Origin of the sequence: Paractinoplanes rishiriensis, from assembly GCF_016862375.1 — a bacterium.
Classification (GTDB): domain Bacteria; phylum Actinomycetota; class Actinomycetes; order Mycobacteriales; family Micromonosporaceae; genus Actinoplanes; species Actinoplanes rishiriensis.
In genome coordinates, this window is record NZ_BOMV01000056.1 from 82,905 (window position 1) to 104,822 (window position 21,918).

Annotated in this window: 21 protein-coding genes; 8 read left to right on the top strand and 13 right to left on the bottom strand. The window is 72.7% G+C overall.

The window, feature by feature from the left end; translation table 11 throughout:
* Positions 1-51: 51 nt before the first annotated feature.
* Genes Ari01nite_RS24180 through Ari01nite_RS24190 form a run of 3 tightly spaced genes read right to left on the bottom strand, consistent with a single transcriptional unit; the run spans position 52 to position 3,436 of the window.
* Positions 52-462, bottom strand: coding sequence for a hypothetical protein (locus Ari01nite_RS24180; RefSeq protein ID WP_203784251.1), 411 nt, complete (start codon positions 460-462; stop codon positions 52-54).
* Positions 463-477: 15 nt separating this feature from the next.
* Entirely contained in the window at positions 478-2,208 is a 1,731-nt protein-coding gene (locus Ari01nite_RS24185; protein ID WP_203784253.1) for a putative bifunctional diguanylate cyclase/phosphodiesterase, read from the bottom strand.
* A gap of 28 nt (positions 2,209-2,236) precedes the next feature.
* The gene (locus Ari01nite_RS24190; protein ID WP_239162980.1) at positions 2,237-3,436 is read right to left on the bottom strand and encodes an FIST signal transduction protein; all 1,200 of its coding nucleotides are present in this window, start codon (positions 3,434-3,436) and stop codon (positions 2,237-2,239) included.
* A 90-nt stretch (positions 3,437-3,526) separates the two neighbouring features.
* Here Ari01nite_RS24190 and Ari01nite_RS24195 point away from each other — a divergent pair, with 90 nt between their 5' ends.
* Positions 3,527-4,795, top strand: a complete 1,269-nt coding sequence (locus Ari01nite_RS24195) for a GlnX family signal transduction membrane protein (RefSeq protein ID WP_203784257.1) — start codon at positions 3,527-3,529, stop codon at positions 4,793-4,795.
* Positions 4,792-5,772: a glutamate ABC transporter substrate-binding protein gene (locus Ari01nite_RS24200; protein WP_203784258.1), complete on the top strand. Its 981-nt coding sequence runs from the start codon at positions 4,792-4,794 to the stop codon at positions 5,770-5,772. Before Ari01nite_RS24195 ends, Ari01nite_RS24200 begins: the two co-directional genes overlap by 4 nt.
* Here Ari01nite_RS24200 and Ari01nite_RS24205 read toward each other — a convergent pair.
* The 3 genes from Ari01nite_RS24205 to Ari01nite_RS24215 all read right to left on the bottom strand — a co-directional run bounded on the left by Ari01nite_RS24205 (position 5,760) and on the right by Ari01nite_RS24215 (position 8,534).
* Positions 5,760-6,419, bottom strand: a complete 660-nt coding sequence (locus Ari01nite_RS24205) for an iron-sulfur cluster assembly protein (RefSeq protein ID WP_203784261.1) — start codon at positions 6,417-6,419, stop codon at positions 5,760-5,762. The two genes, Ari01nite_RS24200 and Ari01nite_RS24205, sit on opposite strands and share 13 nt — an antisense overlap.
* Positions 6,420-6,504: 85 nt before the next feature.
* On the bottom strand, positions 6,505-7,536 hold the full coding sequence (locus Ari01nite_RS24210; protein ID WP_203784263.1) for an amidohydrolase family protein: 1,032 nt from the start codon (positions 7,534-7,536) through the stop codon (positions 6,505-6,507).
* Positions 7,536-8,534 carry an NAD(P)-dependent alcohol dehydrogenase gene (locus Ari01nite_RS24215; protein WP_203784265.1) on the bottom strand — a complete coding sequence of 333 codons (999 nt, stop codon included), beginning with the start codon at positions 8,532-8,534 and terminating at the stop codon, positions 7,536-7,538. The genes Ari01nite_RS24210 and Ari01nite_RS24215 overlap by 1 nt, the downstream gene beginning before the upstream one ends.
* Before the next feature lie 158 nt (positions 8,535-8,692).
* On the opposite strand from Ari01nite_RS24215, the gene Ari01nite_RS24220 reads away from it, so the two are divergent.
* Genes Ari01nite_RS24220 through Ari01nite_RS24230 form a run of 3 tightly spaced genes read left to right on the top strand, consistent with a single transcriptional unit; the run spans position 8,693 to position 10,194 of the window.
* A complete protein-coding gene (locus Ari01nite_RS24220; protein ID WP_203784267.1) occupies positions 8,693-8,956 on the top strand; it encodes a hypothetical protein in 264 nt (87 codons plus the stop codon).
* Between the two features lie 10 nt (positions 8,957-8,966).
* Positions 8,967-9,446 (top strand): SsrA-binding protein SmpB, encoded by a 480-nt coding sequence (gene smpB, locus Ari01nite_RS24225; RefSeq protein ID WP_203784270.1) that lies wholly within the window; start codon positions 8,967-8,969, stop codon positions 9,444-9,446.
* Positions 9,447-9,456: 10 nt separating this feature from the next.
* Positions 9,457-10,194: an alanyl-tRNA editing protein gene (locus Ari01nite_RS24230; protein ID WP_203784273.1), complete on the top strand. Its 738-nt coding sequence runs from the start codon at positions 9,457-9,459 to the stop codon at positions 10,192-10,194.
* Between the two features lie 6 nt (positions 10,195-10,200).
* On the opposite strand, the gene Ari01nite_RS24235 is transcribed toward Ari01nite_RS24230, so the two are convergent.
* The 5 genes from Ari01nite_RS24235 to Ari01nite_RS24255 all read right to left on the bottom strand — a co-directional run bounded on the left by Ari01nite_RS24235 (position 10,201) and on the right by Ari01nite_RS24255 (position 15,217).
* Positions 10,201-11,310 carry a sugar ABC transporter substrate-binding protein gene (locus tag Ari01nite_RS24235; protein WP_203784275.1) on the bottom strand — a complete coding sequence of 370 codons (1,110 nt, stop codon included), beginning with the start codon at positions 11,308-11,310 and terminating at the stop codon, positions 10,201-10,203.
* Between the two features lie 142 nt (positions 11,311-11,452).
* The gene (locus Ari01nite_RS24240; RefSeq protein ID WP_203784276.1) at positions 11,453-12,460 is read right to left on the bottom strand and encodes an ABC-2 membrane transporter-related protein; all 1,008 of its coding nucleotides are present in this window, start codon (positions 12,458-12,460) and stop codon (positions 11,453-11,455) included.
* Complete coding sequence (locus Ari01nite_RS24245; protein WP_203784277.1) at positions 12,457-13,332, bottom strand: ABC transporter ATP-binding protein; 876 nt, start codon at positions 13,330-13,332, stop codon at positions 12,457-12,459. Before Ari01nite_RS24245 ends, Ari01nite_RS24240 begins: the two co-directional genes overlap by 4 nt.
* Positions 13,329-13,730, bottom strand: coding sequence for a GntR family transcriptional regulator (locus Ari01nite_RS24250; RefSeq protein ID WP_203784278.1), 402 nt, complete (start codon positions 13,728-13,730; stop codon positions 13,329-13,331). Before Ari01nite_RS24250 ends, Ari01nite_RS24245 begins: the two co-directional genes overlap by 4 nt.
* A gap of 59 nt (positions 13,731-13,789) precedes the next feature.
* Positions 13,790-15,217 carry an NAD-dependent succinate-semialdehyde dehydrogenase gene (locus Ari01nite_RS24255; protein ID WP_203784279.1) on the bottom strand — a complete coding sequence of 476 codons (1,428 nt, stop codon included), beginning with the start codon at positions 15,215-15,217 and terminating at the stop codon, positions 13,790-13,792.
* A gap of 45 nt (positions 15,218-15,262) precedes the next feature.
* Between Ari01nite_RS24255 and Ari01nite_RS24260 the strand changes: the two genes are divergently transcribed.
* Positions 15,263-18,181: an NACHT domain-containing protein gene (locus Ari01nite_RS24260; protein WP_203784280.1), complete on the top strand. Its 2,919-nt coding sequence runs from the start codon at positions 15,263-15,265 to the stop codon at positions 18,179-18,181.
* Positions 18,182-18,245: 64 nt separating this feature from the next.
* Positions 18,246-19,166 (top strand): NAD(P)-dependent oxidoreductase, encoded by a 921-nt coding sequence (locus tag Ari01nite_RS24265; RefSeq protein WP_203784282.1) that lies wholly within the window; start codon positions 18,246-18,248, stop codon positions 19,164-19,166.
* Here Ari01nite_RS24265 and Ari01nite_RS24270 read toward each other — a convergent pair.
* The gene (locus tag Ari01nite_RS24270; protein ID WP_203784283.1) at positions 19,069-19,992 is read right to left on the bottom strand and encodes a GlxA family transcriptional regulator; all 924 of its coding nucleotides are present in this window, start codon (positions 19,990-19,992) and stop codon (positions 19,069-19,071) included. The genes Ari01nite_RS24265 and Ari01nite_RS24270 overlap by 98 nt on opposite strands.
* An 81-nt stretch (positions 19,993-20,073) precedes the next feature.
* On the opposite strand from Ari01nite_RS24270, the gene Ari01nite_RS24275 reads away from it, so the two are divergent.
* Positions 20,074-20,694, top strand: a complete 621-nt coding sequence (locus Ari01nite_RS24275) for an L-threonylcarbamoyladenylate synthase (protein WP_203784285.1) — start codon at positions 20,074-20,076, stop codon at positions 20,692-20,694.
* A 57-nt stretch (positions 20,695-20,751) separates the two neighbouring features.
* Here the strand turns inward: Ari01nite_RS24275 and Ari01nite_RS24280 are convergent, their stop codons facing one another.
* Complete coding sequence (locus Ari01nite_RS24280; protein WP_203784287.1) at positions 20,752-21,918, bottom strand: SGNH/GDSL hydrolase family protein; 1,167 nt, start codon at positions 21,916-21,918, stop codon at positions 20,752-20,754.

A 21,918-nucleotide genomic window follows, 5' to 3' on the forward strand; every position in this document is an offset into this window, starting at 1 on the left:
CACCTCCTCGGCGCCCAGACCCGCCGAAGCCGCACCGGAACGGGCAGCTGATCACGGCGCCGGATCGACCTGAGTCTCCACCGGACCGTCCACCTCGCCGCCGACGCCCACCGCGCCGGCCCCGTCAGCGCGCACGCCGCCGCCGGACGCCGGCTGACCGGGGACCGGCTGACCGGGGACCGGCTGACCGGGCACTGGGCCACGCACCGACGTGCTCACCCCGCCGCCGACCGACCCGCCGACCGCCACGGACCCGTGACCGGACGCCGTAACCGACCCCGGCGCGGCCCGCCCGCCGGCACCGCGCGCCGTCGCGATCTGCACCGCGGCCAGCGCCGCCACCAGCACCCCCAACGCCAGGCCCCAGGGCCACGCCCATCCGTCCGTGAACACGTTGGTCGCGACGCCGGCCGCGGCGGCGAGCAGCACCGCCGCACCGGAGAGCAGCACCTTCGACGACATCCGCCCACCGTAGTCTCAGGCCGCGACCGGCACCGCCAGCTCCTCGGGGTGCAGCGGCCGGCACAGGTGGTGGCCCTGGCCCAGGTCGCAGCCGAGGCGGTGCATGGCCACGCGCTGCGCCTCGGTCTCCACGCCCTCGACCACGGTGCGCAGGCGCAGCGCGTGCGCCAGGTCCACGATGGCCCGCACCACCGCGAGGTCGCGGGTGGTCGGTTCGGGCCGCCGCAGGAACGCGCGGTCGATCTTGATCTCGTCGACCGGCAGGCGCTGGAGGTAGGACAGCGACGAGTGGCCGACGCCGAAGTCGTCGATCGCCACGCCGACGCCCAGTGACTTGAGGCCGGCCAGGTGCGGCAGCGCCTCCTCGGGGTTGCCCATCAGCACCGACTCCGCCAGTTCCAGGGTCACCGCGGCGGCCGGCAGGCCGCTGCGCCGCAGCATCCGCTCCACCTCGCCGGGGAACCCCGGGTCGGTCAGCTGGCGGCCGGAGATGTTCACGTTCAGGGTCAGGTCGGGCGTGCTCCGCCGCCACTGCGCGGTCTGCTGGCACGCCGTGTGCAGCACCCAGTTGCCGATGTCGACGATCAGCCCGTTCTCCTCGGCGGCCGGCAGGAAGTCGCCGGGCAGCGTGTACCGGCCGTCCGGCCGGTGCCAGCGGACCAGCGCCTCGACGCCGGCCGGCAGTCCGGTGGCCAGGTCGATCAGCGGCTGGTACTGCAGCCGGAACTCGCCCAGCGCCAGCGCCTGCTGGAGGTCGCCGCTGAGGGTGAGCCGGGCCAGCGCCTCGGCGTGCATCTGCGGCGCGAACACCACGACCTTGCCGGGACCGTCCTTCTTGGCCCGGTACATCGCCACGTCGGCGTTGTCGAGCAGGCCGGCCGGGTCGGTGCCGGCGGTGCTGTGGGTCGCGATGCCGATGCTGGCGCCGATGAAGACATCCTTGCCGGCGATCCGGAACGGCCGGCGGATCGACTCGATGAGCCGCCACGCCACCGGCACGGCGTCTTCGGCGGTGGTGTCGCCGAGCAGCACCGCGAACTCGTCGCCGCCCAGTCGCGCGCCGGCGTCGCCGGGCCGCAGGCAGCCGCGGATCCGGGCCGCCACGTGCCCGAGCAGCTCGTCGCCGGCCGCGTGGCCGAGGCTGTCGTTGACCGCCTTGAACCGGTCCAGGTCGATGAACAGCACGCTGGCCGGCGCCGGCACCCGCACCCGTTCGGAGAGCATCTCCAGGAACAGCACCCGGGTGGGCAGCGCGGTGAGCGAGTCGTGCCGGGCCTCACGCAGCGACTCGAGCAGCGCGAAGCGTTCGGCGGCCTCCCGCTCGCGCTCCTCGCGCAGCCGGCGTTCGGCGCTGAGCAGCATGATGTTGTGCAGCGCCAGGCCCAGCGACTGGGCCATGGCCTGCAGCAGCTGCCGCTCCTCCGGGTCCAGTTGGTCGCCGGTCCGGGCCACCATCAGCTCGCCCTGGTACTCCGAGCCGAAGGCGGCGGTCGAAACGCACATCTCCGGCAGGCCGGGCACCCGGATCGCCCGCAGGCTGGGTGCCCCGGCCAGCGCCTCGGCGAGGTGATCGCGTTCGACGCCCCAGGCGCGCCGCACCCGGCCGTCGAGCACGACCGCGCCGATCTCGGCCTCCAGGATCTCGGTGGCCCGCTCGACGGCCATCCCGGCCGCCGTCTCCTCGTCCTGCGCGGCGCACACGGCCGCGAAGAACTCGGTGAGCTGATGTGTGGACCAGTGATTCACGCCGACCCGCTTTCCATCCGGCCCGCCGTCAGGCGAGCGCGAGCGTGACCAGGGTGAAGTGGTGCATGCCGAGGGCGCCGCGGACCCGGGCCACCTCGCCGTTGGTGTAGAAGCCGCCGAACGGGACCTCGCCCATCGCCTTGCTGATGCCGGCGATCTCCTGTTCCATGCCGTCCGGGCCGAGGGTCAGCCCGCGCGCGGCGCAGTCGAAGACCAGCATGCCCCGGGCCGGTTCGCCGCCGAGCGCCTCGATGGCCTGCACCGCGGCCTGCCGGCCGCCGTCGACCAGCGACTCCGCGTCGCTCTCCATCAGCCAGGCCAGTGCGCCGGTGGGCACGTCGGCCAGGCAGACCAGCGACCGGTCGGTGCGGTCGCCGGCGTGGATCACCCGGATGTCCTCGCCGCTGCGCCGGGACAGCCCCAACGGGTGCAGGAACGCGGCGTCCCGGAACGCCTTCTCGTCGTCGACCATCGACTCGTCGATACCGAGCCGGCGCAGCAGCACGTCCAGGGCCGGCTCGCCGTCCAGCTCGTAGACCCGGCCGTCCCGGCTCCGCGTGACGATCATCGCGGGGCCCTCCTTGCGCCAGCCGTGCGCGATGCCCACGCCGAGCGGCGCGTCCGAGCCGATGGCCACCCCGATGACGGTGTCGGACAGGATCTCCACGCCGTCCCGGCCGCCGTGGAACTGGTAGGTGCGCACGTAGTTGAGCTGGTCGCCGGCGCACCCGCCGACCAGCGGCACCGCGGCGCCGACCACCGAGAAGGCGCCCCGGACGATCTCGTGCTGGTTGCCGGTGAGCCCGTCGCAGAGCATCAGCAGCGCCTTGTGCTCGCGGTCGGTGAGGGCGGGCAGGCAGGAGGCCGCCTCGGCGCCGGCCTCACGCAGGCCGCCGGACGCGTCCCGGGCCACATGCGTGCGGACGGTGCAGCCGGGCCCGCCCCAGGCGGTGATCGACACGCCGTCCCGGCTCGCCTCGCCGGTGGCGATCTGCCCCGAGGTGGTGCAGCCGACGATCACCGTCTCGTCGCCGATCTGCTCGCGGATCGCGTCGAACAGCTCGGGAACGTGGTAACCGATCGAACAGAACACGAACGCGACGGTCGGCAGGCGGCCGGCGAACGCGGCCGTGGCCGCCTCGGCGCCGGCCTTGGCGGGGTCGTCGATCGTGCTGTGCCCGGTGCCGAACCAGCGGCCGTCCGGGGCGGTGCGGATGGCGAGTGTCATGCCGGATGCCATCGGCACCGGCCCGGCCGAGGTGAGGCGAATCCGGCCCCGGGTTGCCGGACGGTTGACGCCGCCCCGGACACTGTCAGCATGCTGCGGGGCCGGATCCGTACACCCGAGTTGTACCGGCTGGTGACGGCCGGGCTCGTGCTGCTGGCAGTGGCCACCGGTGCCGCCGCGCTGGCCGCCGAGCGGCACCGGTCGGCGCTGCTGGCCGACATCACCGCGGTCAGCGGCCCGCTCAGCGTCGGCGCCCAGGAGCTGCACCGGTCGCTGGCCGACGCCGACGCCACCGCGGCCACCGCGTTCCTCACCAACGGGGTGGAGCCGGCCGCGCTGCGGCAGCGCTACCTGGACGACATCGCCCGGGCGAGTGCGGCGCTGGCCGTGGCGCTGCGCGACGCCGACGACGCGGACGCGGCCCGGCTCGCCCGGCTGGCCGACCAGTTGCCGGTCTACACCGGGCTGGTGGAGACCGCCCGGTCGTACAACCGTCAGGGTCTCCCGCTCGGCGGCGCGTACCTGCGCGAGGCCTCCGCGCTGATGCGCGAGGTGTTGCTGCCGGCCGCGCAGGAGTTGTTCGCCGGCGCCCAGAGCCGGCTGATCGCCGCGCAGCGGTCGGCGGCCGGCTTCCCGGGAGGGGTGCTGCTGCTCGGCCTGGTTACCGTCGGCGCCCTGGTGGCCGCGCAGGTGTTGCTGGCCCGCCGCACCAACCGGGTGTTCAACCCGGGGCTGGTCGCCGCGAGCCTGGTCGCGCTGCTCGCGCTGGCCTGGCCGGCGGTGGCGCTCACGGTGGCGGCCGGCCAGGTCGGCGCCGGTCACCGGGACGGCTCGGCGCTGGTGTCGCTGCTCGCCGACGCCCGCCGCACCGCGTTGCAGGCGCGGGCCGACGAGGCGCTCACGCTGATCGCCCGCGGCAACGGCGCCGCCTTCGAGAAGGACTTCGACGCCATGCTCACCGGCCTGATCGGCCCGGACGGCCGCACCGGGCTGCTGCTGCGGGCCGGGGCGCAGGCACCGGCCGCGGCCGACCGGGCGGTCATCGAGGAGGCCCGCGGCGCCGCCCGCGACTGGCGGGAACGGCACCGCCGGGTCCGCGCGCTGGACGACGGCGGCAACTACCAGCAGGCCGTCGCCACGGCCACCGCCACCGGCCCGGACAGCCCGGCCGCCGCGTTCGGCCGGCTGGACGCCGCGGTGAGCCGGGCACTGGAGACCGCCAACCGGCGGGTGGACCGGCAGGCCGGCGACGCCGGCGGCACGCTGCGCGGTCTCGCCGCCGGGCTGGTGCTGCTCACCGCCGGCCTGGTGGCAGCGGTGCTGCTGGGGTTCCGGCCGCGGATCGGAGAGTACCGGTGAGGACGCGTACGGCGGCCGTCGTGGCCGCGCTGCTGCTGACCCTGCCCGCGGCCGCCTGCGCCGGCGACGACCGGTCCCGGGAGCCGGCCGGTCCGGCACGGGCGGTGCTCCCCCGCCCGCAGAACGTGCAGGATCCGGCCGAGGTGCCCAGCGCCGGTCCGGCGCCGGACTGCGTGCCCCGGGCCAGCCTGCGCCCGCCCGCCGCACGGCCGCGACCGGGCCGGATGCCGGCCGGCAGCACGATGGCCCGGATCGCCCAGCGCGGCCGCCTGCTGGTCGGCATCGACCAGAACGCGTACCTGTTCGGCTTCCGCGACCCGGCCACCGGCGACCTGGCCGGCTTCGAGGTCGACATGGCCCGCGAGGTGGCCCGCGACCTGTTCGGCGACCCGGCCCGGGTGCAGTTCCGGGCGATCACCACGGCCGAGCGCATCCCGGTGCTCCAGCGCAACGAGGTCGACCTGGTGATCCGGACCATGACGATGACCTGCGAGCGCTGGGCGCAGGTCAGCTTCTCCACCGAATACCTGGAGTCCGCGCAGCGCCTGCTGGTCCGCAAGGGCGACGGCATCCGCGAGTTCGCCGACCTGGCCGGCCGCAAGGTGTGCGCGACCCGGGGCAGCACCGCCATCCGCGGCATCGCGGCCCAGCCGTCCCGCCCGGTGCCGGTCAGCACCGACAGCACCCTGGACTGCCTGGTGCTGCTGCAACAGGGCCAGGTCGACGCGGTCTCGACGATCGACGTGCTGCTGGCCGGCCTGGCCGCCCAGGACCCGACCACCGAGGTGGTCGGCCGGCCGGTGTCCGACGAGCCGGCCGGCATCGGCATCGCCCGCGACGCCCCCGACCTGGTCCGCTTCGTGAACGGCACGCTGGACCGGATCCGCGCGGACGGCACCTGGCAGCGCAGCTACGACCGCTGGCTGGCGCCCCGGCTGGGGCCGGCGTCACCGCCGGCCCCGGTCTACCGGGACTGATACCTGGTCCGCAGCAGGCCGCGGCACAGCGACGCGTTGCCGTCGATGCTGACCCGGACGGTACGGGCGAACCGCAGCCACACCGGCAACGCGTCCGGGGCCAGCGGGGCGCCGGAGCCGTCGCACAGGGCCAGATCGGTCACCAGGCCGAGCCGGGCCCGGCGGCGGGCCACCCCGGCCGCGGCCGCCGGGGCCAGCCGGGCCGCCTCGGCGAGGGTGAGCGCGACGAGCGCGGCCGGGTCGCTCAGCTGCGGGGCCACCTGCCGGGCCAGGCGTTCCTGGGCGGCCACGTGGGCCTTGCGTTCGAAGATGCGGCGCAGCTCGGTCAGGTCCGGGTCGAGGCCGTCGGCGGCGAAGGCGGTGCTGAAGCTGCCCGCCGCGTTGATCTCGTCGGCCGCGAAGTGGTCGAGCAGAAGCACCCGCGGGTCGGTCACGCCGGGCAGGGCGGCCAGCGCGTCGCGGGCGTCGGCCACCATCAGCCAGGCGAAGTTCGGGGCGCAGAAGTACGTCGGCAGGCGCAGTTCGACCACCACCGCCGGGTCCACCCGCACCGACTTCACGAAGCCGAGTTCGGTGACGGGGCGGTCCAGTTCCGGGTCGACCACCCCGGACAGTGCCGCCCACACCGCGTCGTGCGAGGCGGTCATGCTGTGCCCTCCTCAGGCATGCCCTTCCGGCCCTCGCCTCCAGCGCCGTCCGCAGGTCCGGCTGGGTGCCGCTCGGTGCAGGCGGTCATGCTGGAGCCGAACCGATCGCCGGGCCGCTGGTCACCGGCTCGTCGACCACGTCGAACTCGCCCGGGACCTTGATGTCGTAGAGGCGTGCCGCGTTCAGGCCCAGGATCTTCTTTTTGATCGCGGGGGTGAGCACGCCGTACTCGCTCTGCATGTCCTCCGGGATCTGGAAGTCGACGAAGCGCTCGATCAGCCACTTCGGCTGCCAGATCGCGTAGTCGCTGCCGAACAGGATGCGGTTCTCGTCGAGCCAGTAGAGCAACTCGCCGATGATCTGGGCGAAGTAGCGCGGCCGGGAGTGGATGAACGGCATGGCCACCGCGAGCCCGCCGTACACGTTCGGCTCCTGGGTGGCGATCCAGCAGAAGTCCTCGAGCCGGGGCAGGCCCACGTGCTCCACGATGAACCGCAGGCCGGGGAAGGCGGTGGCCGCGTCGTCCACGTCGGCCACGTCGAAGGCGTCCCGGTTCATCGGGTAGACCGTCGGGCCCTTGTGCACATGAATGTTGCGAATCCCAAGATCAAGACATTTTTCCAGATAGCGGTACGCCCACGGGTCGCTGAGCTTCCATCCTTTGCTGTCCCCCTTCCACTCGGCCGTGTAGAGCTTCACGCCCTGGAACTGCCAGCGCTCGTGCTGCCGTTCCAGGGTGGCCAGCCCGGCCTCGCCGTCGCGCGGGTCGAAGCGGCCGTTCACGATGAACCGCCCCGGGTGCCGCTCGGCCATCTCGCCGTTCTGGTCGGTGGTGTTGAAGCCGTTCACGTACCAGTCGGTGAGGTAGGTGGACTGCAGGATCGCGACGTCGTCGTAGCCCACCTCGAACAGGTCGTGGATCATGCGCTCCTCGGGGTAGCGCTCGAACTCCTCGAGGGTCCACTTGTATTCGTCCGGCGACAGGTTGGCGTGATAGTCGTAGAAACACTTGATGAAGCCCTCGCCGTACCGGTTGATCTGGTTGGCCGGGCTGCCGTCCCAGAAGTGGGTGTGGCCGTCGACGACGAAATAGCTCTGTCCGTCCTTGCTGTACATCAGGGCACCAAGATTCCCCGGCCGCGTAACCGGCCGGCTTCGAGATCGTCAATGGCTTCGTTGACCGCCGCGAGCGGGTAGGTCTTCGTGTGCAGGGTGACCCGGCCCTGCGCGGCCAGCGTCATCAGCTCGTCGAGGTCGTTGTACGAGCCCACGAGGTTGCCGACGACGTTGCGCTCGGTGGAGATCAGGTCGATGGTCGGGATGTCGACCGTGCCGCCGTACCCGATCACGAAGTAGCTGCCGGCCCGCCGGGTGACCGCGAGGCCCTCCTTCTCGGCGCCCTGCTCCCCCACGAAGTCGAGCACCACGTGCGCGCTGTCGTGCAGGCCGGCGGTGTTCGCGAAGGTCTCGTGCGCGCCGAGCCGGGTGGCCAGTTCCCGGGCGGCCTCGTTGGGGTCGACCACCACGATCCGGGTCGCGGTCATCGCGGCCAGGCACTGGATGCCGATGTGCCCCAGCCCGCCGGCGCCGATCACCACGCAGGTGGTGCCCGGGTACAGCAGCGGGACGGCCTTGCGCACGGCGTGGTACGCGGTCAGCCCGGCGTCGGCCAGCGCGGCCACCGCGGCCGGCTCCAGCCCGTCCGCCAGCTTCACCACCGAGCGGGCGCTGGTCAGCAGGTACTCGGCCATCCCGCCGTCGCAGTCGATACCGGGGAAGCGCGAGTTCTCGCAGTGCACGTCGTCGCCGGAGCGGCAGGCCCGGCACAGCCCGCAGGTCACCAGAGGGTGCAGGATCACCGCGTCGCCGGCCGCGACGTTGGTCACCGCGCTGCCCACCTCGCGCACCCAGCCCGCGTTCTCATGCCCGATCACGTACGGGAGCTGGACGCCGGACTTCTCGGCCCACTGACCCTCGACGATGTGCAGGTCGGTGCGGCACAGCCCGGCGGCGCCCACCTGGACCAGGACGTCGAACGGCCCGGTCACCCCGGGTTCGGCGATCTCGTCGACCGAGGGTCGTTTGCCATAGGAGTGCACCCGGACGGCCTTCATCGGCTTCGCCTCCTTCGCAGGTTCGATGCACCGACCCTGCAAGCACCCGACCCGCCGTGACAGAGCGCGTTCAGATGATGACAACGCCCGCTCCCCCGCGCCCGACTCCACAGTGGGACGGCGCGCGGCCGTACCAGCGGAACGGCATAATCGATCGAGTGACGAATTACGAATACGCGCGGTTGGAGTACCGCGCGGCCGGCACTCTCGGCGCCGACCGGTTCCAGGACTGGGCCGCCACGTTCCACCACCCGGGCGGGGTGCTGCGCTGGGGCACCGACGAGCGTTTCGACGACCTGCGCCACCTCAACCGGGCCGGTGCCGCCGGCTGGTGCGCCTACAACCGGCACGCCATCCACGTGATCAACGAACCACACCGGCTGAGCAGCGTCACGTACTCCATGCGCCGTCCGGTCCCCTAGTCTTTGGCGTGTGGCCAAGGAGACCGGGCGCAAGCTGATCGCCTCGAACAAAAAGGCACGGCACGACTACGCGATTCTCAAGACGTACGAGGCCGGCATCGTGCTGGCCGGCACCGAGGTGAAATCGCTGCGGGAGGGCCGCGCCTCGCTGGTCGACGCGTTCGCCCAGGAGCACGAGGGCGAGATCATGCTGTACGGCCTGCACATCGCCGAGTACGGCTTCGGCAGCTGGACCAACCACGCCCCGCGCCGCACCCGCAAGCTGCTGCTGCACAAGGTCGAGATCAACAAGATCCTCAGCCAGCTGCGGGACGGCAACGGGCTCACCCTGGTACCGCTGTCGATGTACTTCAGCGAGGGCTGGGCCAAGGTCGAGCTGGGCCTGGCCCGCGGCCTGAGGTCGTACGACAAACGCCAGGTCCTCGCCGAGCGCGACGCGCAGAAGGAGATCGCCCGCGAGATGGGCCGGCGGCTGAAGGGCCGGCGTTAGAGTTCGTCGCATGGCCGAACGTCTGGACTGGATCGACCCGACCCTGCGCGAGTGGGACTGCACCGTGGTGTGGTCCGACCCGGCGGACCCCGAGGCGGGCATCGTGCTCGACCGGTCCGCGTTCTACCCGGGCGGCGGCGGCCAGCCGCCGGACCACGGCGTGCTGCTCTGGGAGGGCGTGCAGACCCGGATCGTGGACACCCGCAAGGGCGACGCCAAATGGCGGGGAGACAGTTACCTGATCCCGGCGCCGGGTGACCCGGTGCCGGCTGCCGGCACCACGGTCCGCGGCGCGATCGACGACGAGCGCCGCAGCTCGCTCATGCGCACCCACTCCGGCCTGCACATCCTGTGCGGCACGGTGTTCCGCGACTTCAACGCGATGGTGACCGGCGGCAACATGCAGCCGGGAGAGGCCCGGATGGACTTCAACCTGCCCGAGGTGCCGCCCGGCTTCAAGCAGACCCTCGAGGACACGGTGAACGCCGAGATCGCCGCCGACCGCAAGATCGTGGCGCGGGTGCTGCCGCGCGCCGAGGCGCTCGAGATCCCCACGCTGATCCGCACCCAGGACGCGCTGCCGCCGATCGACCACCCGGAGATCCGGGTGATCGACATCGTCGGCCTCGACGTGCAGGCCGACGGCGGCACGCACGTGGCGTCCACCGCGCAGGTGGGCCGGATCCAGGTGGTCAAGGTCGAGAGCAAGGGCCGGCAGAACCGCCGGGTGCGGATCCGCCTGGCCTAGCGCCCGCTACTCGACGCCGTAGCGGTCGCAGAGCTTGGCGTACTTGCCGGTGCACAGGTCCTTCTTGGCCACGAAGCCGTCGGCCACCACATTGCGCACCGTGGTGATGTCGATGGACTCCGGCGGCAGCTTGGCGAACCGCACGTACGCCCCCGACTCCGGGTCCTTGATCTGGCTGGTGACCACCGGCTCCTGGCCCTTGAACAGCTGGACCGCGAGGCTGGCCGCGGTCTCCGCCTCCGGCTTGATCTTCTTGTAGATGGTCATGCACTGGTCGCCGGTCAGGATGTTCCGCAGGCCCTCGACGGTCGCGTCCTGGCCGGTCACCGGGACCTTGCCGTTGAGGCCCTTCTTACGCAGCACCTTGATCACGGCGCCGGCCAGGCCGTCGTTCGCCGCCAGCACCGCGCTGATCCTGGGCTGCTGCTGGATCATCTGCTCGAAGATCTTGCCGCCCTCTTCGTTGTCCCAGTCCGGCACCGACTGGTCCGGGCCCTTGGTGTACTCGGCGTTGTCGTACCTGGGTTGGAGCACCGAGGTCGAGCCGGCCTTGAACAGGGTGGCGTTGTTGTCCGTCGGCGAGCCGTTGAGCTCGGCCACGACCGGGTTCCGCACGCCCGCGTCGGCCAGGCATTTCGTGAGGCCGTACGCCTGCAGCTCGCCGACCCGCTCGTTGTCGAAGCTGACGTAGTAGTTCGCCCCGCCGTTGAGGGTGAGCCGGTCGTAGTCGATGGTCGGGATCTTCTTGGCCCTGGCCTTGTCGAGCACAGCCTTGCCGGTGATCGAGTCGAGGTTCGCGATGATCAGCACCTTGACGCCGCCGTTGATCATCTCTTCGCCGATCCGCTGGAACGCGGCCCGGTCGCCCTCGGCGTTCTTGATCTCCACCGGCACCCCGGCCGCGTCGAACGCCTCCTTGAGGAACTTGGGATCGTCGGTGCCCCAGCGCTGCGAGCTCTTGGTGTCGGGCAGGATCACGCCCACCCGGGCCTCGCCCGAACTGCCGCTGGTGGTGGTGCTACTGGCCTCGCTTGATGAGTCAGCATCGTCACACGCTGTCATGCCGCCTGACGCCATCAGTCCCACCGCGGCGACCGCCAGCAGCTTCTTCCGCATCTTCGAGAGTTCCTCTCAAATGGATCACGACCTGTGGGTCTGCAAGGTTACCCCCGAGTATGCGACGGCACGACACGCGCGGGCGAATAGTTCATTTTCCTACGCATTTACCCCTGCCGACTACCCACCGTGGCCTCGGACCCTACGTCACCCGCCGCCGGATCCACCAGAAGCAGAAGATCACGAATAGCACCGCGGCACCGAGAACCACCCCGGACTCGCGCCACTGCAACGTCCAGAACTTGTCCGCGCCGAGATACACGACCCGCTGGGTCAGGTTCTGCGCCGCCACCCACTGGTGGCACCCGCGGGGCCCGGCGGTCGCCTCCATGCCGCACTTCGTGCGGTCGTACGGGCCGGTGAACGGCACGCCGGCGGCGGTGTCGACGCTCTGCTCCAGCACCCACGCGCCGGCCACCGGCGTCTGGGCGCCCAGCACCACGGACCCGTCCTGGCTCAGCATCAGCTCGCCGATGTCGTCGGCGCCGAGCGGTGCCGAAAACGTGACCGGCGTGGCCAGGTGCGGCCGCAGCAGGTACGGCGAGGCCACCATCGCGGCCGCCACCACGACGAGCGTGACGGCCATCGCCACGGTCGTCCGGCGCAGCACCATGCCGATCGCGACGCCGGCCGCGAAGGCGAAGACCGCGTACGCCACCGGCACCATCCCGCGGGCGGCGAAGACGTACGGCTCCATCCAGCCGCCGGCCCGGTCGAGCGGGCTGGCCCACCAGGTGATCACGAGGCTGAGCAGACCCGCCGCGAGGGCCGTGACGAGCGCGCCGGCGGCCAGCTTGACGGCCAGCCAGCGGGTGCGGCTCACCGTCTGGTTCCACACCAGACGGTGGGTGCCGGTCTCCAGCTCGCGGGCCACCAGCGGCGCGCCCCAGAAGAGGCCGATCAGCGCGGGCCCGGCGAACAGCAGCACCAGCGCGCCGTAGAAGAGCGTGGCGAAGTACGAGTCCTCCGCCCGCTTCACGAACGCGTCGGCCAGTTCGGCGCAGCCGGCGGTGCACCCGGTGTACCCGATGTCGGCGGCCAGGGCGACCAGGGCCGGCCGGGTGGCCGCGAACAGCGCCGCGATCACGGCCACCGCGCCGAGCCCGGCGAGAGCCTGCAGGCGGAACTGCCGCCAGGTGAGCCAGATCATGGTTGCCTCTCCAGGACGCGGCCGGCGCCGGCCTCGGACATGTACGCGAGGACGAGGTCCTCCAGGTCGATCCCGTCCACCCGGAACGCCGGGTCGTCGATCGGCGCCGAGCTGCGGACCACCAGCGACGACTGCACGTCGGTGTGCCGGGCCTGCACCACCTGCCGGCCCGGGCCGAGTGCCGCCGGGTCGATCCGGGCGCCGGTCAGCCGGTGGTGGGTGGCCAGCAACTCCTCCACCTCGCCGGTGACCTTCACCTTCGAGCGGGACAGCACGATCAGGAAGTCGCAGACCCGTTCCAGGTCGGTGACCAGGTGCGAGGACATCACCACGCTGGTGCCCTCGTCGGCGATGAACTCCATCAGCGCCTGCAGGAACTCGCGCCGGGCCAGCGGGTCGAGCGCGGCCACCGGCTCGTCGAGCAGCAGCAGGTCGGGCCGTTTCGCGATGGCCAGGGTGAGTGCGAGCTGGGCCCGCTGGCCGCCGGAGAGCCGGCCGGCCCGCTGCGTCGGGTCGAGCCCCAGGTCGTCGATCCGGCGGCGGGCGACGGCATCGTCCCAGGACGGGTTGAGCCGGGCACCGAACGCGAGGTGCTCCTCGACGGTCAGGCCGGCGTAGACCGGGGTGTCCTGGGCCACGAAGCCGACCCGGGCCGATCCGCTGCGCGGCCGCTCGCCGAGCACCTCGAGCCGCCCCGCGGTCGGCTCGAGCAGGCCACAGACGAGCTGGAGCAGGGTCGACTTGCCGGCACCGTTCGGGCCGACCAGCCCCACCACCCGGCCGGCCGGCACCTGGACGGTGCAGTCGGACAGCGCGGTGCGCCGCCCGTACCGCTTGGTGAGTGCGTGGGTCACCACCACGTTCTCACTCATCGGCGTCCCGCTCCCGGCTCCGAAAACCGGCGGAACGCACTGACGAACAGCGCCTCGATGCTCTCGTTGTCGAGTCCGGCGTCGCGGGCCTTGGCCAGCCAGCCCTCCAGGTCGCGGCGCAGCGGCTCGTGCGCGGCGATCGCCTCGTCGCCGCCGAGCGTGCGGGTCACGAAGGTGCCGAGGCCGGGCCGGGGCTGGACCAGACCCTCAAATTCCAGTTCCCGGTACGCCTTCAGCACGGTGTTCGGGTTGATCGCGACCCGGGCCACCACGTCCTTGACGGTGGGCAGCCGGTCGCCCTCCTTGAGCAGGCCCAGCCGCATGGCGTGGCGCACCTGCTGAATCAGCTGCATGTACGGCGCCACGCCCGAGCGGGTGTCCAGATGAAACTCGATCATTACTACCGCCATTCCACTAGGTTCCTAGCACAATAGCAGTATGCGGCCGGCCGGTGTGGTCACCAGTTGACGGCGATGTATTTCGACTCCAGGTACTCGAGCAGGCCCTCGTGCCCGCCCTCGCGGCCGATGCCGCTCTGCTTAACGCCGCCGAACGGGGCCGCCGGGTCGCTCACCAGCCCCCGGTTGAGGCCGACCATCCCGGCCTCGATCGCCTCGCTCACCCGCAGGCCGCGGGCGAGATCACCGGTGTAGACGTACGCGACCAGGCCGAACTCGGTGTCGTTGGCGTACCGGACGGCCTCCTCCTCGCCGGTGAACGTGACGATCGGCGCGACCGGCCCGAAGATCTCCTCGCGCAGGATCGCCGCGCCCGGCCGCACGCCGGTCAGCACCGTGGGCGGGTAGTAGTACCCCGGGCCGTCCGGGCGTTCGCCGCCGGTCACGGCCGTCGCTCCCGACTCCAGCGCCCCCCGCACCAGACCGTCCACCTTGGCCACGGTGTCCTCGTTGACCAGCGGTCCGACCTGGGTCTTCTCGTCGGTGCCCGGGCCCACCACCAGCGCGGACATCCGCTCGGCCAGCTTGCCGGAGAACGCGGCGGCCACCGGTTCCTCGACGTAGAAGCGGTTGGCCGCGGTGCACGCCTCGCCGCCGTTGCGCATCTTGGCGATCATCGCGCCGTCCACCGCGGCGTCCAGGTCGGCGTCGGCGAAGACCACAAACGGCGCATTGCCGCCCAGCTCCATCGACGTGTTCACGACGTTGTCTGCGGCCTGGGCCAGCAGGAGCCGGCCCACCTCGGTCGAACCGGTGAACGACACCTTGCGCACCCGCGGGTCGTGCAGCATCCGGCCGACGACCTTGCCGGAACTGCGCGACGGCAGCACGTTGACCACACCGGCCGGCACGCCCGCCTCGGCCAGGATCGCGGCCATCGCCAGCGCGGTCAGCGGGGTGTCGCTGGCCGGCTTGAGGATCACGGTGCAACCCGCCGCGAGCGCCGGACCGATCTTGCGGGTGGCCATGGCGGCCGGGAAGTTCCACGGGGTGACCAGCACGCACACGCCCACCGGCTGGCGCACCACCAGGATCCGGTTGGCGCCGGACGGGGCGGTCGCCACCTCGCCGGACCCGCGCACCGCCTCCTCGGCGAACCAGCGGAAGAATTCGGCTGCGTACGTGACCTCGCCCTTCGCATCGGTCAGCGCCTTGCCGTTCTCCAGGCTGATCAGCTTGGCCAGCTCGGCGGACCGCTCGGTCATCAGCTCGAAGGCCCGGCGCAGGTGCTCGCCGCGTACCCGCGGAGGCGTGGCCGCCCAGGCCGCGGCCGCGTCGGCCGCCGCATCCACCGCGGCGATCGCGTCCTCCTCCGACCCGTCCGCCACCGACGCGATCACGTCACCGGTCGCCGGGTCCTTGACGTCGAACCTGGCCCCGGACCGCGCCGGGACCCATTTGCCAGCAATGAAGAGTTCAGTTTCCACAACCCCAGCATGGTCCTGGTCCGGCCGTCCTGCCACGCTTACCGGATGAGGTCACGGGGACTCTCGTTCGCCGACGCCGTCCGTCTGCTCGACGGAGGTTCGGAGCTGGTCGACCGGCTGGGGCAGGCCGGCGGACTGGCGGCCGGCACGGTCACGGTGGCCAGCGCCGGCACGGTGGATTTCTTCGCCCTGCGCGACCAGGTCGTGCGCTGGGGGCACGCGGCGGTGCGCTCGTGGCGCGAAAAGGTGCGGGGCCTGAGCCGCTTCGACCGCACCGACCGGATCGTCGCCGCCTACTCGGTGATCGTGCTGGTCGCCTACTTCGAGGTGCTCGGCGAGTGGCTGGCCGCCCACGGCGTCGACCTGGACGCTGCCGAGATCACCGTCGAGGAGCAGGTGGCCCTCGGCACCCGGAGCGGGCCGCCGGACAGCTACGCCACGCTGATCACCGCGCTGGTGCGGGACGCGCCACCGCTGCCCAGCCCGGCCCAGCCCTTCGAGACCCTCCGGCGCCGGCTGGAGCTGCACTACGACATGCTGAACTACGACGTCGGCGCGTTCCTCCAGGGCCTGGCGGCGACGCAGGGCGTCACGATCGGCAAGGATCTGCCATGGGCGGCCGTGCGGCGCTTCACCGAGCTGTACCGCGGACTCGCCACCGAGATCCCCGAGTTCCGGCTCTGGTCCGAGATGATCGACGCGCAGGCCACCCGCGAGATGATCCAGGCGGCGGTCGCCCGTCTGCGCAGCGAGCAGGAGATCGCCGACGCCGTCCGGTCGGGGCTGGTCCGGCGCTACGAGGCCCAGCTGGGCAAGCCGATCCTGAGCGCCGCGAACGCGCCGGCCGACCTGCTCCTGCCCACCCTCCAGCAGGGTTACCAGGACCCGGCCGGCCTGGCCGCCATCGCCGGACCGGACGCGTCGCCGGCCACCGAGACGTGGTGGGCCACCAACGGCCATTCGGTGCCCGACGTCCAGGACTTCCTGATCGCCCACCTGACCAGCGCACCGGCGACCGGCGGGCCGATGGTCGTGCTGGGCCACCCCGGCTCGGGCAAGTCGGTGCTCACCCGGGTGCTCGCCGCCCGGCTGTCCACCGCGGACTTCCTCCCGGTACGGGTCGAGCTGCGCACCGTGCGCGCCGACTCGCCGGTGCAGCGGCAGATCGAGGAGGCGCTCTACCTCGCGCTCGGCGAGTCGGTGACCTGGCCCGACCTGGCGCGGCGGTCCGGCACCGCCCTGCCGGTGGTGATGATGGACGGCTTCGACGAGCTGCTGCAGGCCACCGGCCAGAACTGGGCCAACTATCTGGAGCAGCTCCAGGAGTTCCAGCAGCGCGAGGCGGAACTGGGCCGTCCGGTGGCGGTGCTGGTCACCAGCCGGACCGTGGTGGCCGACCGGGCCCGCTTCCCGGAGAACACCACCGTGCTGCGGCTCAGCCCGTTCGGCGACGCACAGGTGTCGGCCTGGCTCGGCGTGTGGAACGCGCTCAACGGTGCCGGTTTCGCGGCCCGCGGGGTCCGCCCGCTGTCCGCCGGGGTGCTGGCGGTGCATCGTGAGCTGGCCGAGCAGCCGCTGCTGCTGTTGCTGCTCGCCCTGTTCGACGGCCGCGACAACCAGCTCCAGCGGCACGGCGGCGGGATCGGCCGGGTGGAGCTGTACGAACGGCTGTTCCACGACTTCTTCGAGCGGCAGGTGGACAAGTTCGGCACCGCCCTCGGCACCGACCAGCGGGACGCCCAGGTGGCCGCCGAGTGGCGCCGGCTCTGCGCGGTCGCGGTGGCGATGCACAACCGCGGCCGCGACGTGGTGTTCGAACCGGAGCTGGAGTCCGACCTGCGGCACCTGCTCAGCGAGGACGACCGGGCCCCCGAGCCGGGCAGCCGGCCGCTGACCCCGGCCCAGCTCCTGGTCGGCCGCTTCTTCTTCGTGCACGAGTCCAGGGCCAGCCTCGACACCGGCGCCGCGGAACGCAGCTTCGAGTTCCTGCACGCCACGTTCGGCGAGTTCCTCACCGCCCGGCGCATCGTGACGGCGCTGACCGAACTGGCCGAGGACCGCGCCTACCTGCGCCGCCGCCCGGGCGCCACGCTCGACGCCGGCTTCTTCCACGCGCTCACGTCGTTCACCACGATCACCCGGCGGCAGCCGCTCTGGGAGTTCTGCCAGGGCATGGTGACCCGCCTCGACGCTCCGACCCGGCGCGACTGCCGCGAGCTGGTTCTGGAGCTGCTCGCCGAGGCCGGACACCCGCACCCGACCTGGGCCCTCGGCGGCTACCAGCCGGAACGCAAGACGATGGCGGCCCGGCAGGCCGCGTTCTCGGCCAACCTGACCTGCCTGGCCGTGCTGCTCAGCGACGGCCCGGTGGACGCGGCCGAGCTGGTCGGCGAGCCCTTGGTGACCAACTGGCGCGGCCAGGCCCTGCTCTGGATGGGCCAGCTCGAATCCGAGGACACCCGCCGGCTGTGGCAGGCGTTGCGGATCGCCTGGGACCTGGACACCGACCCGGCCAGGCTGCTGGTCCGCGTGGAGGACGGCACCGACGTCAGCGTCTTCGCATCACTGCCCTGGCCGCCCGAGGAGCGGCCGGCCGCCGGACGGCCGCGATGGGACGTCGCGCTGCCCGCGCAGACGCGCACCGGGCTGCAACTGCGCAAATCGGCGTTCGCGCAGACCGGGGTGGACTTCCGCGAGCTCTACCACGCGATGATCCCGTTCTGGCGGCGCTTCGGCGACCTCAGCCACCCGGCCAATCGGGACCGATCCGAATCGGACGTGCGCGCCCTGCTGGAGTTGTTGCTCACCGAGGAACCGGGCGCCCTGGAGTTCTTCACCGCTTCGCTGGCCAACACCGCCTCCGACGTATGGGACTTCCTGGCCGGCCACCTGGAGACTCAGGACCACCACCGACGGCGGCTGCTCGGTGCCATGACGCAGTACGGGGACCCGCCCGAGGCGTGATTGGCCGTGATCCGGCGCCTGATTGCGACGGTGCTGGCCGGGCAACGGCCCTAGCGTCGATCCCATGAAGGTGGGATTTCTGGGGCTCGGCGTGATGGGCCGGCCGATGGCCACGAACCTCGCCGCGGCCGGCGTCGACCTCGTCGGGTGGAGCCGCTCCGGCGGCACGATCCCGTGCGCGGACACCGCCACCAGCCCCGGCCAGGTGTTCGAGCGGGCCGGCGTGGTGATCCTGATGCTGGCCAACGCCGAGGCCGTCGACAGCGTGCTGGGCCGCGGCACCGCGGCGTTCCCGGTGCACGTGGCCGGCCGGACGGTGGTGCACATGGGCACCACCTCGCCGGAGTACTCGGCGGACCTCGGTGCGGCGGTCGCGGCGGCCGGCGGTCGCTATGTGGAGGCGCCGGTGTCCGGGTCGCGCGGGCCGGCCGAGGCGGGACAGCTGGTCGCCATGCTGGCCGGTCAGCCGGACGACCGGGAGCGGGTGCGGCCGCTGCTGCGGCCGATGTGCCGGGAGGTGTTCGACTGCGGGCCGGTCCCGCAGGGGCTGCTCCTGAAGCTGGCCGTGAACACGTTCCTGATCAGCATGGTCACCGGGCTGGCCGAGGCGTTCCACTTCGCGGCCGGGCACGGGCTGGACGCGGGGCTGCTGCGCGACGTGCTCGACGCCGGGCCGATGGCCAGCTTCGTCTCCCGGGGCAAGGCCGCCAAGCTGGTCGACGGCGACTTCGCGGTGCAGGCCGCGATCCGGGACGTGCACTACAACAACCGGCTGATCGTCGAGGCCGCCGCGGCGCGCGGACTGGCCGCGCCGCTGCTCGACGTGTGCGCCGATTTGTTCGCCGAGACCGGGCGCCTGGGGCACGACGGCGCCGACATGGCCGCGGTCATTCACGCGATGACAGCGCGAAGCGGCTCCGGTACTGCGTCGGCGAGCAGCCGAACCGGCGCTGGAAGTGCTGCCGCAGCAGGGCCGCCGAGCTGAACCCGGCGCGGCCGGCCGCCTCCTCGACCGCCAGGCCGGGTTCCTGCTCCAGCAGCTGCTGGGCGAGCCGCACCCGCTGCTCCAGGATCCAGGCGTACGGCGACGTGCCGGTGGCCTGCCGGAACCGGCGGGCGAACGAGCGCCGGGACAGGAACGCCCGCCGGGCCAGCAGGTCGATCGACAGGTCCTCGTGCAGGTTGCCGAGCGCCCAGTCGAGCAGCCGGTCGATGCCCTCGTCACGGCGCGGGCCGGGCGGCAGCGGGACCGGCCGCCGACCGGGCACCATCCCCCGGGCCACGGCGTCCGCCGCGGCCTCGCCGTGGCCGGTGCGCACGAGGTGCAGGCACAGGTCGATGCCGGCCGCGGCACCGGCCGCCGTGAAGATCGGATCGTCGGCCACGAACCGCATCGCGGTGTCGGCCCGCACCCGCGGAAACCAGCCGGTCAGCAACGGGGCATGCCGCCGGTCGGTGGCGACGGTGCGGCCGTCGAGCAGGCCCGCGGCCGCCATCGTGAACACCGCGGAGCAGGCACCGGCCACCCGCGCGCCGCGATCCACCGCGGCCCGGAGCGCCTCCGCGACCGCCGGGCTCACCGCACGCGCCGGCGAGCCGGGCGGCGCCACCGCGACCAGGTCGGCCGCCGCCAGCCGGTCCAGCCCCTCGGTCGGCGTGAGGCACATGCCGCCTGCCATGGGTACCGCCCGGCCCGGCCATTCCGAGACGATCGCGAAGTCGACGGGAAGCGAGGCACCGAACACCTCGCAGTACACGGCCAGCTCGAACGGCCGGACCGTGGACGACATCAGCACCGCAACGTTGCGCACCTCATCGAGCCTGCCAGCGCCGCGGCGCGCCGGGGACAGCCAGTTCGGCGACCGTGGCCTGGTCGAAACTAAGCTGCCCGGGTGGCGAAGTATTTCGACGTGCATCCCGACAACCCGCAGGCGCGCTCGATCCGGCAGGTGGCCGACATCATCCGCGGTGACGGCCTGATCGCGTACCCGACCGACTCCTGCTTCGCGCTGGGCTGCCGGATGGGCAACAAGGAGGGCCTGGACCGGATCCGGGAGATCCGGCATCTCGACGACCGCCACCACTTCACCCTGATGTGCCGCGACTTCGCCCAGCTCGGCCAGTTCGTGACGATCAACAACGCGTCGTTCCGGGCGGTCAAGGCGGCGACGCCGGGTCCGTACACGTTCATCCTGCCCGCCACCAAGGACGTGCCGCGCCGGCTGCTGCACCCCAAGAAGCGGACCGTGGGCGTGCGCATCCCCGAGCACGTGGTGTGCCAGGCGCTGCTGGCCGAACTGGGCGAGCCGATCGTCTCCAGCACGCTGCAACTGCCCGGCCAGACCGAGCCGATGACCATGGGCTGGGAGATCAAGGAGACGCTCGACCACGTGGTGGACGCGGTGGTCGACGCGGGCGAGTGCGGCGTCGAACCGACCACGGTGATCGACCTGTCCCAGGGCGAGCCCGAGGTGCTGCGAGCCGGCGCCGGCGACCCCGGCCGCTTCGCCTGACGTCCCGCTTGACAACATCGCGTCGCGGGCGAGACCAGGGTGGGGAACGCCGGAGCGCTATGTGAGCCAGTCCAGTGGCACCGCGCCGGCCAGGGCGCCGTACCCCGCCGGGTTGAGGTGCAGGTGGTCGCCCGTGTCGTAGGCCGGCCGCAACTGGCGCGGGTGGGCCGGGTCGCGGACCGCGGCGTCGAAGTCGGCCACGCCGTCGAAGATCCGGCCGTGCCGGATGGCGTCGTTCGCCGCCACCCGGGTGGCCTCGCGCGCGCCGTCCGGGTCGTCGTAGTCGTGGCCGCCGAACGGGGTCAGCGTGGCGCCGTACACCCGGATGCCGCGGGCCTGCGCCCGCAGCACCACCTGCCGGAACGCGACCAGCAGGTCGCCGGTCACCCGGTCCTGCCCGGCCGCCGTGGCCGGCGCCGTGCCGATGTCGTTGACCCCGGCGAACAGCAGCATCCGGTCGACGCCGCTGACCGCGAGCACGTCCCGGTCGAGCCGGGCCAGCACGCTGGGGCCGAGGCCGTCGTCGAGCACCCGGTTGCCGCCGGCCGCCTGGTTGACGACGGCCACCCCGGGCTTGCGGGCGGACAACTGGTCGGGCCAGCGGTCGTTGCCGTCGGTGGTGGAGCCCCGGCCGTCGGTCAGCGAGTCGCCGACCACCGCGAACACCGGCCCGCCGCAGTCCACCTCGACCCCGCTGATCAGGTACCAGTGTTCGACCCCGGTGGCGCCGGCCAGCTCCGCCTCGGCGTGCCGGTCGCCGGCCATCAGGTACGACGTGGTGCGCGAGCCGGGATGCGCGGTGAGCGCCGGGCCGGCCTGCCCGCCCGCCAGGTAGACCGAGATCGTCAGATTTTCCCCCGGCCCGACCGGCGCGGCCACCGGGTCGGAGACGATCTGCGCCCCGGCCGGCACCACCACCGCGGGCCGGCCGCCGAAGGTCAGCGTGTGCCCGCTGCCCCGGCAGATGTCCGGCACCCCGGCACGGCCGCCGACCGGCCGGGCCACGGCGGCCGCGGTGACCGGCAGCGCCGACCCGCCGAACGCGTTGGACAGCCGCACCCGCAGCCGGTCGCCGCCGGCCGTCACCCGCACGGTCTGCCGCAGCGTGGTGTCGGCGAGCAGCACGCCGTCGCCGGCGAACGGCGCCGGCGGCAGGTTGTCCGGCTCGGCGGCCTGCGGCATCGCCGTCCAGGTGTGCACCCAGCTCATAGCTGGACCCGTCAT